The sequence below is a fragment of the Streptomyces sp. UF-297 genome, assembly GCF_058245575.1.
In genome coordinates, this window is record NZ_JBSIBZ010000103.1 from 1 (window position 1) to 14,037 (window position 14,037).

Below are 14,037 nucleotides of genomic sequence, written 5' to 3' on the forward strand. Positions count from 1 at the left end.
CCCCCCCCCCCCCCCCCCCCCCCCCCGGCACCGATCCCGGCCCCGCACTTCCCACGCCCGGCCCAAGTGCGGTATTTTTTTCAATGTTGGCTAGGGTGGCACCTGGCCGGCACCACCTGCTGCACCACTCGAAACCCCTACCAAGGAGCACCACCCCCATGATCCCCAACGGCGTCACCCCTGCCGACGACCAGATCGCCGCCGACATCTTCGGCGTCAGCGTCGGCTACTGGCAGGACACCAAGCACTGGCAGAAGATCCGCGGTCTGAAGCTGCTCAACCGCACGGGCAGCCGCCGGCGGCTCTACTCCAAGGAGCAGCTGCTCGCCGCGCGAGCGGAGGAGGAGCGCGCCAAGGCGGTCAACGAACAGCCGAGGTACGACCTTCCCCCGGTGCCGGCCGACGAGCACCCCGACGACCTGCTCGACCTGGAGGAGGCGCTCTACGCCCTGCCGGAGGAGCGGCGCGTCGCGCTGAGCACCTGGAAGACGTACAAGTACGGCGACAAGACCCGTCTGCCGGCGCCGGACTTCAACCTCGGCGGTCAGGAGGTGGACGGCGAGATCGTCGGAGGTGAGGACTTCTGGCGCCGGCAGACCATCCTCGACTGGGACGCCAACCGTCCCGGCCGCGGAAGCCAGCCCGGCCGCGGCCGGAAGCCCGGCAGCAAGAACAGGGCCCCGCGGCAGCCCACGCCGCAGGCCGAGGAGCGCCGGCAGCGCGCCCGGGTCCTTCTCGACGAGCAGCCGACCGCCGTCACGGCGAAGGTGCTCGCCGAGGACCTCGGGGTCCACCCGGTGCACGCGGAGCGGCTGCTTCGCGCGGCCCGGCTGGAAAAGGTCAGCGACCTCCTGAAGGAGCGAGAGCACCTGACCGTCGAGGAGGTCCAGCGCGAGACCGGCCTGACCGTCGTAGCGCACGCCCGCAAGCTGCTCGACGAGGCCCGCGCGACCATCGCCACGCAGTGATCCCCCGCACGTCGGGTCCTGGCAGGATGACCTTCGCCAGAACCGGACGAGTGGGGGAGCGCGAAGGTGGCCAGGGGCGGCATCGAGCGAGCACTGGAGTACGTCGCCGAGCGCAGCGTGCTGGTGCCGCACGGATGCCGATACTGGGTCAGGAGCCTGACGACGGACGGCTACGCAAAGGCCGTCGTGACCGAGGCCGGCCGCGAACGCACGGTGCGGGTGCACCGGTGGCTGATGGAGCTGCTGCACGGCCCGCTCCCACCGCGCACGATCACCGCGCACAGCTGCAACGAGTCCCTGTGCGTCGAGCTCGACCACCTGTCGAACGCCACCCAACGCACGAACATGCGGCAGATGGCGGACCAGGGCCGCGCGGCCGGCCGGGCGCACCTCGGCTACGCCGACACCCGCGGCTCCCTGGGCCGCGCACAGGCCATCCAGGCGGCACTCCGCGACGGGCTGGACCTGGACGCGCTCGCCGCCGCGATGCTCGCGGGCGAGGCACGCCCGCTCGTCCGCCAGGCCCTGGCGAACGGATACGACGCGGAGGCGTACCTGGCCGCCGTGCGCGCGTCCGATCCGAGCTCCGCGCTCGTACCGCTCTTTCCGACGGAGGCGGCCGAGGAGGCCCCCGCCGCACCGGAGGACGGACAGATGTCGTTGTTCTGAAGACGCCGACGTCGAAGGCCCCGCCCTGGGATGGGTGACCATCCCCGGGCGGGGCCTTCGACGTTGAACGAGGACCTCAGCCAGCCGATCCTGGCGGAAGGGTTGCCCCCTCGGCGTTCTCCGGCGACCCGTCCTGAGCCGGGAGCGTCACCGGCCCGCCGGGCGGAGGGAAGTTGTACGCGGCGGCCGCCGGCTGCGGAGTAGCCGCAGCATCCGGCGTCGACGCCTCCGACTCGCTGCCGACCGGCTCCCCAGCTGCTTCCGACGGCGCCGCACCGGCGGGCTCATCAGCGCCCTGCTCGGCGACAGCAGCCACCGCCTGGTCGAAGTTGCGCTTCGCCGTACGGACCTGACCCACCGAGATGCCGAGACGCTCCGCCACCTGCTGGGCGGGAATCTCGGTGTCCAGCATCTCGACCACGAGCGCGTCGAACCTCTGACGCTTCTCCACCAGCTGCGCGTTGCGCTCCTCGCGGAGCTTGGCCACGCGCCGCTCGGTCTCCTCGTCGAAGTCGTCGATCTCCTCTTGCAGCAAGATCGCCTCTCCCGCGATGCGGAGACGCTCCTCCTCCTGCTTGACGAACCGGGCCGCCTTCTCCCGCGCCGCCTCCCGGGCCTGCACCGCCCGGGAGCCCCGCCGCTGCTTCTGCGTCATGCGCTGCTGCACCTCCGTGTTTTGGGACTGCCGGGGCACATTCTGCCGCCCAGCGGACCGCGGTCGAACGCCGCCCACGCGGCGGCACCGCACATGACGGCCCGGCTGGCCGCCTCCCGGCGGTGCACCGCCGGCCGCATCGGCACGATCGGTTTCTCCGCGCCGGGCCGCGCGACGCGGTGCACGTCAGCCGCACTGCGGCACCGCCGTTCGCGCGCTGCCCCTCGCTCTGCCCCGGCGCGGGGGCGGCCGTACCGCCACGGCGCGTGCCGCCGGTGCGGGGTGCGCGGGCGGGGTGCACCGCCGACCGCATCGGCACGATCGGTTCGTCCGCACTGGACCGTCCGACGCGGTGCACGTCAGCCGCACCGCAGCACCGCACGTGACATGCAGGTGCCGGAGCGCGGCACCCGCCCCGAGGGGCCGGGTTGCGAGGGGCGCTATCGCGCCGCCCTCTCGCGCTCCCCCGGCGCGGGGGCGGCCGCACCGCCACGGCACATGCCGCCGGTGCGGGGTGCGCGGGCGGGGTGCACCGCCGACCGCATCGGCACCGCACGTGAAGTCCTGGCGGAAGGGTGCACCGCAGGTGCACGCCACCGCACGGCCACGGCCGGCGCCGTGGCCGTGCGGTGCACCGACCGACCGCACGCGACCGCCCGGCGGCAGTGCACGTGCGACGCACCGCCGCGATCCGCAGCACCGGTGACGCGCTGCGGACCGTGACGCCACGTCGTCCCGGCTCGCCATGTGACGCGTCCACAGGTGACGTCGCAGGTGCGCCTTTCCACAGCCATGTCCGGAGGACCTGACTATGGAAAGCCGCCAGACTATGTCTGTGACCGTCCTGCTCTCTCAGCCCGTTGCCGTCCAACCGTCATCGTGATCGTCGCAAGCTCCTCCACGATTCGGTTGTACGCGCAACGCGCTTCAAGATCATTACGGTCACAGCTCAGGCATTATGAATGTACCAGGGTTTGTACCACGCCCAAAGTGGGGCGGCTAAAGGTAAGATCCAGCGCATGATGACCGTCCACCTCCTCAGCGCAGGGGACGGGTATACGTACTACGTACGCGAGACTGCCAGCGCCGACCAGGCCCGGGAACGCGGCCAGGAACTGGGCGACTACTACACCGCTAGCGGCAACCCACCCGGTGTCTGGATGGGTTCGGGCATCGAGCTTCTCGGTGTGTCAGGCATCGTCAGCGAAGCTCAGATGAAGGCGCTTTACGGCGAGGGCCTGCACCCGGATGCGGAACGCATCATCGCCGAGCGCATCGCCGCCGGGGACAGCACCAAGCGGGCGATGCGGGCCGCTCGACTGGGCCGCAAGTACATGCAGTTCGTGCAGAAGGACACGCCGTTCGGGCGGATGCTGCACGAGGAGATCGAGCGCTTCGTGCGGATGGAGAAGCGCGAGCCGAACGCGACGGAGCGGGCTGAGATCCGGGGCCGCGTCGGTGCCGTGCAGTTCCGCACCGAGCACGGCCGCAGCCCCGAGTCCAAGGAGGAGCTGGGCCGCTTCATCAAGGAGCAGGAGGGCGGCAAGCAGCGCAATGCAGTCGCCGGATTCGACTTGGTGTTCCGTGCCCCGAAGTCGGTATCCGTGCTGTGGGCGCTGGGCGATGAGAGCGTGCGCAGAGCCGTCGAGAAGGCTCACGTGCAGGCGATCGAGGAGACCGTGCAGTGGCTGGAGAAGAAGGCCACGATGACCCGCACCGGAGTCAACGGCATCGCCCAGGAGGACGTTGCCGGCGGCCTGATCGCCACCCGCTTCCGGCACTACGACAGCCGCACCGGCGACCCTCTTCTGCACGACCACGTCGTGGTGTCGAACAAGGTGCAGGGCCGTGACGGCAAGTGGCGGACACTGGACAGCAGGCTCCTCTTCGCGCAGAACGTGCCCGCCAGCGAGCACTACAACCTGCGAGTCATGGAGATCGTCTGTGAGGACCTCGGGCTGCGTGCAGAGGCCCGAGAAGTCACCCCGGGCAAGCGCCCGGTCATGGAGATCGCCGGGGTCGGAACGGACCTCATCGAGGCCAACTCAAGCCGCTCGCAGAGCATCAAGGAGCGCACCGCCGAGCTGGTGACGGAGTACCGGGAACGGCACGGCTACGACCCGTCGAGTAAGACCCTCACGGCGCTGATGCAGCAGGCCACGCTGGAGACGCGACCCGACAAGAAGGAGGCCCGGCCGCTCGCCGAACTGCGCCAGGTATGGCGGGAGGCGGCCGTCGAAGCCTTCGGTTCCGACCGCGTGGACAACCTCCTCCGCGCTGCCCGGGTGGCGGCGCAGAGCACCCATCCAGACCCTGCGGCCGTGCCGCACCTGGACGTCCACAGGGCCGCCCGAGAGGTCATTGATGCGGTCTCGGAGCACCGCAGTGTGTGGGGCCGGCGGCAGGTCTTCGCCGAGGCCCAGCGGTGGGTCATGGCGGCCACACTCGGCGCCGCACCGAGCGGTGACCTGGCCGAGCGCATCACCGATCGTGCGCTCGCGGCCGAGGTCATCGGCATCACTCCGCCGGATCTCAACCCCTACTTCCCGGGGGTCGCCCGAGCGGACGGAACGAGCATCTACCGCCGCCGGGAGACCGAGCTCTACACCTCCGTCGGCGTCCTCGCAGCCGAGGACCGGATCGTCTCCGCCGCGCGCACCCAGGTGATTCCGGCGGTTTCCCCGGAGGTCTACCAGGCCGTCGAAGACGCCTACCAGCAGGCCAATCCGACCCGTCGTCTGGACGCGGGCCAGCGCGAGCTCGCCCGCACCTTCGCGTGCAGCGAGAAGCTCGTAGCGGCGGGCATCGGCCCGGCCGGTGCGGGCAAGACGACCGCCATGCGGGTAGCCGCCGACGCCGTCCGCGCGAGCGGCGGCCGCGTCATCGGTCTGGGCCCCTCCGCCCGCGCCGCCACCGAGCTTTCCGCCGGTCTGGAGGCCCCGGCCTTCTCGCTGCATGACTGGCTCGGAGCCCGCGAGCGGCTGCACCAGGGCAAGCGCGTGGCCCCCGAATACCAGCTGTCCGCCGGCGACGTCATCGTGATCGACGAGGCGGGCATGGCGGGCAGCAAGCGCATCGCCGCCGTCGTGGCGGAAGCCCAGGAGGCCGGTGCACTGGTCCGTCTGATCGGTGACCCCTTCCAGCTCGCCGCCGTGGAATCCGGCGGCGCCCTGCGGCTGCTCGCCAACACCGTCGACGTCGTCGAGCTGGAGAACCTGCACCGGTTCCGCGCACCGGGAGAAGCAGCCGCCACCCTCGCCCTGCGCAGCGGCGAACCCGAGGATGCGTGGACCTGGTACCTGAACCACAACCGCGTCGTCGCCGGTACGCGCGAGCAGATGCTGCACGCCATCTTCACCGACTGGCAGGCCGACATCGAGCAGGGTCACACGGCGCTGATGATGGCGGACGACAACGCCAGCGTCACCGAGCTCAACACCCTCGCGCAGGCATACCGGATGGCCCGCGGACAGCTCGACGCCACCCAGGGCGTCGACCTCGGCGACGGCCTCCAGGCCCACCGCGGCGACCTCATCGTCACCCGCAAGAACGACCGCCGGAACGCGGTCATGGGCGGCCGCGACTTCGTCAAGAACGGCGACCAGTGGGCGATCGAGGCCGTCCGGGACAACGGCGACCTGGTCGTACGGCACACCGACCACGGCGGCCGCACCGTGCTGAAGGCCGAGTACGTCGGGACCTTCGTCGAACTCGGCTACGCAGCCACCGGCCACCGGGGCCAGGGCGCCACCGTGGACACCGGAAGCGGGCTGGTCACCCGCCGCACCAGCCGCGAGTCCGCCTACGTGCAGGTGACCCGAGGCCGCCTGAAGAACCGCATCTACGTCGTCCTGGACGAAGGCCAGACGATGCGGGACGTGCTCGACACGATCGCCTCCACCCAGAGGGCATCGGTCTCCGCGACCGAGGCCATCCGGGCCGAGCAAGACCGGGTGTACGGCATCCCCCAGCTGGCTTCCGAGTACAACGACGTGCACGCCCGTGCGCTGTCGCTGCGCTACCAGAACATGGCCCGTTCCGTCCTGGGGTCGAGCGCCGAGGCCGTCATCGCCGAGGAGGCATGGCCCGCGGTCGAGCGTGCCCTGCGTGACGCCGAGCGCGCCGGCTTCGCCCCCGAGCGCATCCTCTTCAGCGCTTTCCACGAACGGGACTTCGCCGACGCCGAGGACAACGCCGCGGTGTTGAGCTGGCGGATCGACAACCACGTCGACGACGCCCGCAGCGTTCTCCAGCGCCTGGAAGAACAGGGCACGACCCGGCCCCTGATCGACCTGACGGACGACCAGCTTGGCCGTCTGTCCCAGCGAGCCGAGGAGCGGCGCAAGCAGGCCCTAGACGCGCTGCACCGGGCCGACGCCCGGGTGGCCAGCCAGCCCCGGCCGGTGGTCGTGGACGGTCTCCCCGTGCCGGCCTGGCCGGGGCGGGAGTACGGAGACCTCACCCGGCTCCAGCTCTCGCAGGCCATCGCGGAGGCCCGCCGCGACGCCCGCCTCGCCAGCCTCTCCGTCGTGCAGGCCCGGCGCGACGGCCGGAGCGAGGATGCCGAGGCACACCGTGAGGAGGCCCGCGCGGCGGCCGCCCGCCTGCACGGCCTGAAGACCGAGCAGGCCACCCGCAAGGCCATGGACTGGGTCGACCGTGCCCGCGAGGAGTGGCAGCGCGAGCCGGGGGCTGGCCGTGCCCACACCGCGGGCATGGATGGCGAGACGGTCGCCGCGGAGATGCGCACCAACCTCCACGCGCAGGACGAGGCCCGGGTGCGGCTGGCCCGCGCCGAGTTGGTCGACCAGCGGGTGCGGGCCGAGCAGCGGCTTCGCAGGCTCCTGCCCGACACGGCCGAGGTCGCCCCGGTCCACACCGGGCCGCTGCCCGAGTGGCTGCTGCCGCGCGAGGCGGAGCGTGACCAGTACACCCCCACCCCGTGGGTCGAGCACCTGGACGCGCGCCGTCAGATCATCGACGACCGCCTTGCCCAGACCGGGGCCGCTCTGGCGGCCAACCCGCCGGAGTGGGCACGCAGCCTCGGGCCGGTGCCGCCCGAGGGAACCGAGCTGCGCGACACCTGGGAGCGCACGGCCGCACTCGCCGACGCCTGGCGGGCCCGGCACCAGGTACGGGCGGATGAACCCGGTCTCGGCAGCCAGCCGGTGGGGGAGCGGGACGCGGCGGCCTGGCAGGCATTGCACGAGCAGGTTGCCGAGGTCGGGCGCCGGGCACGAGCCACCGAGGCCGCCGCCCGCCGTGGCGAGGCCCTTGCAGCGGCGGCCCGCGAAGAGGTGCACCCGACCGAGGCTGAACGCGAGTTCGCGCCGTCCGGTGAGACCGTCACCGACGTCCTTGTGGATGAGCCGTCCGTGGAGGAGGACATCGAGGTCGTGGTGGAGGAGCCGGAGCCCGAGCTGGTCCGTGACGATGAGCGGGCGCGCGACGAGGACCTGGCCGTCGAGGAGGCCGCGGAGGTCGTGGCCGAGGCGGCGGTGGACGCTGCGGACGGGCAGGAGCAGGAGGCCGATCGGGAGGAGCGCCGGCAGCGCAACGAGCCGGACCGGCGTCCGTACGCTGACGTGCCCGACGCCGAGCTCTCCTCGACACTCGCCTACTACGTTGAAGCGGCCGATGCCGCCCAGGAGCACGCTGCCGCCCAGGAGGCGAAGGCGGAGGAACTGCGGGCCGCTCTGGAGCCCGGCGGTGCGGTCGAGCGGAGCGTGGCCGAGCGCGCGGCCCGGGTCGAGGCCATCCGGGAGCTGCGGGCGGCGGCCGTGGAGCTGCCCGCTATGGAGGCCGCCGACATCCGGAGGCGGGAGGAGGCTCTGGGGATCGAGGCGCGTCTGGCCGAGACCACGCGCTTCGGCCGGCCCGTGGTGCGGGGCGACGACCGGGCCCAGTTGGAGAGTCGTCTGGCTGACCTTCGGGCGGAGCAGGAGCGGGCGGCCGAGCAGATCACCGCTCTGCGGCAGCGGCAGGCCGAGGCCGAGCGGAGGGCCGGCCCGGAGGCTCAGCACGATGAGGTGCTGGCTTCGTGGGAGCGCAGCGGCGGGTCGCAGGAGGCGGTGCTGGAGCGCACCCTGGCCGCCCGCCGGCGGCGTGCCGAAGCTGCGGGCAAGGAGGCGGTGACCGCGCGGAGCGAGGTCGAGAAGCTCGACGCGGCCGCCGCGACGGTCCGGCAGGAGATGAACCTCCGCGACGCGCAGCCGTACGAGCAGCGCGTTGCCGAGGAGGCCCGGCGCATCCAGGCCCAGCAGGAGGCGGCCCGGCAGCAGTCTCAGCAGCAGTCCGCGCAGCACCCGGGCCCTGACGAGCAGCAGAGCAGGGGCGGGACCAAGCGGTGATCGGGCCGCACACGGCGGAGGCCCCGGGGAGCGTTCCCCGGGGCCTCCGCCGTATTGCCGTGAGCCGTCAGCTCTCCTTCTTCTCTCCGCTCTCCCGGCGGGCGGCCCGTGCTTTCGCTGCGGCCTCGGCCTCCTTGGCCAGCCGCGCGACCTGAGCCTTCGCCGGATGGGCGCGGGGAGCGGTCAGGAACTCCGGCGGCTCGTCGAGCCACTGGCCGAACGCGTCGTCGCCGTCGGTCAGCTGCGGCGCCGGTGAGTCCATGTGGGAGGTCTGGCAGCCGGCGCTGTTCAGGCGCGGCAGGAACGCGTACAAGTCCTTGATCCACTCGGCTTCCGCTCGCAGGCCCAGCTTGGTGGGGTCGCCCGCGTACGTGCGGACCCACCCGATGTACAGGGCCGTCAGGTGCTCGATGATCCGGGGGTGCCGGTACCAGCACCGGGCGATCTGGTTGCGGACGTCGTACGTCTTGATCAGCCAGTCCACCCAGAGGGTGAGCTCGCCCAGCCGCTTCTCCCGGTCGTCGGGGTCCATGTCGGCCCACACCCACCGCTGGGGAGGTTCCGGCTTCTCCTCCTGGGCGTTGGGGGCCTGGGCCTCGGTGGTGGTGTCAGCCATGGTGTGCCTCCAGCGCGGGAGCGGCCGCCTTGTCCAGGGAGACCGGCGGCAGCGGCCGGGCCAGCCATGCCCGCAGGTCCTCGTCCCGCCAGGTCAAGCGCATGTTGGCCCGGATCGGCGGCAGGTTGAAGTATTGGACGATCGCGGTGAACGTGGGGATCTCGCGGAGCTTGTCCACCGGCAGCAGATCGGTCTCCACGATGCCGGTCGACGTCGAGCTGCCCGAGGGGCCGGTGGAGTGGGTCGGCCGCTCGGTCTGCTCCTTGGAGAAGATGTAGTTGAAGTACCGCAGGGTGTTGTCGTCGGCCAGGCCCGGCAGCAGCATCCGCAGCGTGGACGCGGAGATCACCGTCCGGGCCCCGTCCTGCCCCACCCTGGACGCCAGTTGGGCCAGGTCGTGCCAGATGGTCAGCATGGCGATGCCGATGCCGCGGCCGGTGGTGAGGGTCGTGGGCAGCTTGGGGTACCGCAGGGCGTTGCCGGCCTCGTCGATGAAGCAGCCCAGGGCCTTCTCCAGCGGCTTGCCGGTCTTCTCGAACCGGTCCTCGGCCGCGTGGATGATCGAGGCGATGATCGAGGTGAACAGGGGCCCGTACCGCTCCGCGTTCGAGGGCGAGGCGACCAGGCAGACCGTGCCGTTCTCGTCCAGGAGCTGCTCCGGGCTGAAGTCCGTGCGCTCAGCGACGACCCGGACGTCCTTGTTGCGGTAGACGGCGGCGACGACGTTCAGCGTGAACTGGACGCTGCCGGCGCCGTCCTCGTGGAGCTTCAGCCACGGCTGGGCGTAGTCCATGGCAACTTCGGGGTAGTCCGGTTCGAGGATCGCGCGGACGTGGTCGACGGCGTCCTTGCCGAGCGCGAGCCACTCCCGGAAGGCGCGGATGCCGCCCTTGGAGATGTGCGCCGCGAGGAGCAGGCCCGCGAGGATGGCGCGGGCCTGCGCGATCCACGGTTCGGCGCGCGGGTCGTAGTGCTTCTGGGCCGCATCCGCCATCCACTCCGCCATGCGCTCGGCGGAATCGGCGTCGCGCGCGTAGTCCACCGGCGACCAGTGGGCGGTCGCCCGCCCGCCGGGCAGGCCCGCGGGTGCGATGACCCAGACCGGGCCGAGGGCCCGGCGGCTGTTGTAGATGGCCTCCAGGTCGGCGGCCTTGGTGGTGGTGAGGACGCATGGACCCTGCCACTCGGCGGCGTTGCCCAGCAGGAGACCGGTCGTCTTCGCCGAGCCCGGCGGGCCGAAGGCGATGGCTGACCCGCTCCGCTCGATCACGGCGACGATCTTCTTGGTGTGCTGGCCGCGTCCGGCCGTGATGCGGTCGGGCCGCTCCTGCGGCTTCTCCGGTACGGCCATCTCCAGCTCGGTCTTCTTGCCGCCCCACCGGGCGCCGCCCAGGTGGGGCTTCCTGCGGCCGAAGGCCCGCAGCAGGAAGGCGACCGCGACGATCAGCAGGACGAGGAGGAGCGCGACCACGAGCCAGAACGCCCACGTGGGCGGGGCCGGATCGTAGACGGCGGCGGGCCCGTGGCTGACGGTCAGGATGATCGTCTCGGGCAGGCTCTTGGTGGAGCTCGCCCACCCGTTGCCGGTCACCAGCCCGGCCAGCGGTGCGGCGGCGAGCACGATGGCGCTCGCCCCGAGGACGAACCCCGCACCGATCGCGGCCAGGAGGGTCTGGTCGTCCACGCTCTTGTCGCCGGCCATCAGACCACCATCCGCTCGTCCGTCTCGAACAGGGACTTCTCGATGTGGCTGAGCATCAGCTGGACGGCGTGCGAGCCGCCGCCGCGGCCGACCTTCCACAACGCGCGGCCGCGCTGGCCGGCGCCCCAGCTGCCGATCAGCTCGCACTCGGCGTCGGTCAGGCCGATCGCCTCGCGGGTGATCTGGAGCGGCTTGGTGTCCTGGGCCAGCTGGATACGGGTCTCGCACGAGGCGATCAAATCCTTGGCGATGGCCACGGCCTCCGAGCCGGCCGCGCCCACGGACTCGAAGTCCGACAGGCGGTGCGTGGCCAGCAGCTGGATCGTGCCCGTCGCACGGCTGAGCCGGAGATCGGCGTCGATCTTGCGGACCATGGCCGCGCCGCCGGATCGCATCTGCCGCCACAGCTCGTCACGGACGACGATCCACGGACGCTCGCCCGGCCGGTCGATCGCGGACTGCGCCCAGGAAGAGACACAGGTCAGCACCATTGCCACGGTCTCGTCCCCGTACTGCTCCAGGGCCGAGATGTCGACGGACTGGATCGGGGCGTCCCAGTCGAGACCGATCGAGGTCTGCTCGTCGAAGAGGCCGCCGAGATGACCGGTGATCATCCCGCCGAGCGCGCTGCGCAGGGACGCCATGTGCTCGCGGGCGAGCTGAATGTCGTCGTCCCGTACGCGCAGCTCGCGCGCCATCGCCTCGGTCGGGTCCTTCAGCTTCGCGTAGACGAGGGGCAGGGTGGGCACACTCAGCCGGCTCTGCCCGTGCAGCTCGCCGGTGACCTCGCGGACCGCGACGTCGAGGCACTCCTCCTCCTGCGGCCGCAGGTTGCGCTTGAGCTGGAGTTCGAGCAGTGCCTTGAGAAGGGTGAGCCTGCGGCGGTGGATCTCCTTGAGGCGGGCCTGGAGGACGGTCCGGTCCTTGATCAGCTCCAGGTCGTAGCCCAACGGGCCCGCGTCCAGGGGATTCAGGCGGCCCGACAGGCCGGGGCCGAGGCGGACCGGGTCGACCCCGAGGTATTCGCACAGCGCCTTGTACTCGCCCTTGACGTCACCGGCGATCAGGGTCCGGTGCCCCAGGGCCATGAGCCGGAAGCACAGCGCCTTGATGTGCGCCGACTTCCCGGAGCCCGGGATGCCGGTCACCATCACGTTCGGGTTAGTGCACAGGCCCTCGCGGACCCACGCCGCAGGGTGGGCGGAAAACGCCTGCATCGTCAGCGTGTTCCACCCCATGTACACGCCGACCGGCGGCAGGCTCGCGGCGTGCAGGAAGGGGTAGATTCCCGATGCGCGCTCGGTGTCCGCCCGGAAGACCTCGGGCTTCGCGATCGAGGCGACACGGCCCGCGAAGGGCTGGGGCCAGCCCTTGCGCGGGGCGATCCGCATAGCCGCCTCGGGGTCCTCCAGCAGCCGGGACCGGCGCCGCTCCGCAGCCGAGAGCTGCTTGGGGATCGGCTGGTCTTCCACGTCGTCGAGGAAGTCCCCCAGCCGGGACGCCTTCAGCTTCGTGTCGCCGCCGTCGCTGCGGCGGAAGGGCAGCGCCATCAGAGGCCCACCCTCCGGTCGGGCAGACCCAGACCCAGCGGCAGGGCGGCGACGGTGAACGCGTCGTCCTGAGCGCCCCAGACCCTCCGGATCTCCAGGCCCGCAGAGGAGGCGTCCGCCTGGAGTTCGGCGCACGCCGTCTCCAGCTGCTCCAGGTCGGTCACCGTGACGGCGATCAGCGCCATGAGCCGGACGACTCCGTGGCCGCTCGCGCGCGCCACGTCCTGGGCCCGCGCGGTCATCGCCTCACGGCGCTCGTCCTCGCTCTCCGCCCTGCCCGTCTTCGCCCGCAGCTTGCGTGCCGCGTCCCGCTTGGTCTTCTCGCGGGCCAGTTCCTGCCGGGCCTTGGCCGGGCCGATCGGCTCGTACACCAAGGTCAGCGAGCGGCGCGCGTTGGAGCGGGGACGCAGCAGCGGCTGGAGGAAGGTGGCGTACACCTCCGACTGGGGGAAGCCGCGGACCTGGTAGCTGACGGTCCACGCGCCGTCGTGCTTGTAGAGGCCCCAGACGGTTTCCGTCGCGGCCGGGCCTGCGAGTTCGGGGTCGACCCCCTTCGGGGCGCCCTTCCAATTCGAGTCTTCCGCCGCGGTGTTGCGGGCGGACAGCGCGAGCTGGGCCTCCGGGTCGAAGGCCGTACGGATCACCTGCGCGACCCCACGGGGCGGGAGCCACTCGACGACCTGGAGTCCGGCGCTCGACAGGGAGCCCGCCATGGCGTTGATCTCGCGGACGAGGACGGCGGCCGCGCCGATCTGCCCGCCGCCGGCGCCCTTGACGGCGAGCCGGGCACGCGCGGCGGACAGGGTGACGGACAGGTAGGTCTCACGGATCGTGGCGGCCGGGCCCGCGCCCTGCATGAGCTCGTCGAGGGCCTCGACAGCTGCGGCGGGGGCGTCGGGGGCGGTGTGGCGCTCGGTCCAGGAGCGCAGGGCCGCCCCGTCGTCGGGCAGGCTGCGCTGGTGGACTGAGATCCGGGTGATCGCCCCGTCCTCCTTGCAGTGGCTGCGCAGGAACGCGGCCCAGCCCTTGACCCGGACGTTCTGGCGCTCGGTGTCGATCAGTGCCAGGCCGGGGAACTTGACCTGGCAGACGGCCGTGTAGGTGTTCTCGATGGGGTTGTGCATCACCCCGATCTGCCCGCCGAGTCCGTCGGGCGCCTCCAGCAGGTGCAGCCGGGCCAGCCGTCCGGGCAGGTCCATCGGCTGGCTTCCGTCCTTGGCCCGGGGCGCGAAGGCGCCGGAGAAGAACAAATTGCGGTTGGTTGCCACTGCGATCTGATGCCTTACTGCGAGAACGATCCACTCGTCTGCCGACAGGCCGAGCACGCGTCCGTACGCGAGGACGAGCAGCACGGCGGCCAGGGGAAGGGCGAAGAACGCCGAGCTCCAGGAGCGGGTGTAGATGGGGATGAGGGCGATGATCACGGAGGCCGTGACCAGGACGAAGCCGAGGCCACTCAGGTTGCCCATGAAACCCGAGCGCTCCGACTGCCATCCGCCGTAGAGGGCGGGTTCGGTTTGGGCCACG

Annotated in this window: 8 protein-coding genes; 3 read left to right on the forward strand and 5 right to left on the reverse strand. The window is 71.7% G+C overall.

Going from position 1 to position 14,037, the window contains the following annotated elements:
• Positions 1 to 158: 158 nt before the first annotated feature.
• A complete protein-coding gene (locus AC4IJH_RS37570; RefSeq protein WP_490856487.1) occupies positions 159 to 968 on the forward strand; it encodes a hypothetical protein in 810 nt (269 codons plus the stop codon).
• Positions 969 to 1,034: 66 nt separating this feature from the next.
• Entirely contained in the window at positions 1,035 to 1,637 is a 603-nt protein-coding gene (locus AC4IJH_RS37575; RefSeq protein ID WP_330269884.1) for an HNH endonuclease family protein, read from the forward strand.
• Between the two features lie 76 nt (positions 1,638 to 1,713).
• Here AC4IJH_RS37575 and AC4IJH_RS37580 read toward each other — a convergent pair whose 3' ends face one another.
• Positions 1,714 to 2,292, reverse strand: coding sequence for a hypothetical protein (locus tag AC4IJH_RS37580; RefSeq protein ID WP_490856488.1), 579 nt, complete (start codon positions 2,290 to 2,292; stop codon positions 1,714 to 1,716).
• Positions 2,293 to 3,311: 1,019 nt separating this feature from the next.
• Here AC4IJH_RS37580 and mobF point away from each other — a divergent pair.
• A complete protein-coding gene (gene mobF, locus AC4IJH_RS37585) occupies positions 3,312 to 8,642 on the forward strand; it encodes a MobF family relaxase (RefSeq protein ID WP_490856489.1) in 5,331 nt (1,776 codons plus the stop codon).
• A 67-nt stretch (positions 8,643 to 8,709) separates the two neighbouring features.
• Here mobF and AC4IJH_RS37590 read toward each other — a convergent pair whose 3' ends face one another.
• The 4 genes from AC4IJH_RS37590 to AC4IJH_RS37605 are packed head-to-tail and all read right to left on the reverse strand — an operon-like array spanning position 8,710 to position 14,036.
• A complete protein-coding gene (locus AC4IJH_RS37590) occupies positions 8,710 to 9,258 on the reverse strand; it encodes a hypothetical protein (protein WP_164344720.1) in 549 nt (182 codons plus the stop codon).
• Positions 9,251 to 10,960 (reverse strand): type IV secretory system conjugative DNA transfer family protein, encoded by a 1,710-nt coding sequence (locus AC4IJH_RS37595; RefSeq protein ID WP_330269881.1) that lies wholly within the window; start codon positions 10,958 to 10,960, stop codon positions 9,251 to 9,253. The genes AC4IJH_RS37590 and AC4IJH_RS37595 overlap by 8 nt, the downstream gene beginning before the upstream one ends.
• On the reverse strand, positions 10,960 to 12,510 hold the full coding sequence (locus AC4IJH_RS37600; RefSeq protein WP_164344722.1) for a type VI secretion protein: 1,551 nt from the start codon (positions 12,508 to 12,510) through the stop codon (positions 10,960 to 10,962). The genes AC4IJH_RS37595 and AC4IJH_RS37600 overlap by 1 nt, the downstream gene beginning before the upstream one ends.
• Positions 12,510 to 14,036 (reverse strand): SCO6880 family protein, encoded by a 1,527-nt coding sequence (locus AC4IJH_RS37605; protein ID WP_164344724.1) that lies wholly within the window; start codon positions 14,034 to 14,036, stop codon positions 12,510 to 12,512. The genes AC4IJH_RS37600 and AC4IJH_RS37605 overlap by 1 nt, the downstream gene beginning before the upstream one ends.
• Between the last annotated feature and the right edge of the window lies 1 nt (position 14,037).

Excerpts from the sequence above, each read along its gene's own strand:
- AC4IJH_RS37570 (WP_490856487.1), top strand. The coding sequence starts at position 159 with ATGATCCCCAACGGCGTCACCCCTGCCGACGACCAGATCGCCGCCGAC.
- AC4IJH_RS37580 (WP_490856488.1), bottom strand. The coding sequence starts at position 2,292 with ATGACGCAGAAGCAGCGGCGGGGCTCCCGGGCGGTGCAGGCCCGGGAG.
- mobF (WP_490856489.1), top strand. The coding sequence starts at position 3,312 with ATGATGACCGTCCACCTCCTCAGCGCAGGGGACGGGTATACGTACTAC.
- AC4IJH_RS37590 (WP_164344720.1), bottom strand. The coding sequence starts at position 9,258 with ATGGCTGACACCACCACCGAGGCCCAGGCCCCCAACGCCCAGGAGGAG.
- AC4IJH_RS37595 (WP_330269881.1), bottom strand. The coding sequence starts at position 10,960 with ATGGCCGGCGACAAGAGCGTGGACGACCAGACCCTCCTGGCCGCGATC.
- AC4IJH_RS37600 (WP_164344722.1), bottom strand. The coding sequence starts at position 12,510 with ATGGCGCTGCCCTTCCGCCGCAGCGACGGCGGCGACACGAAGCTGAAG.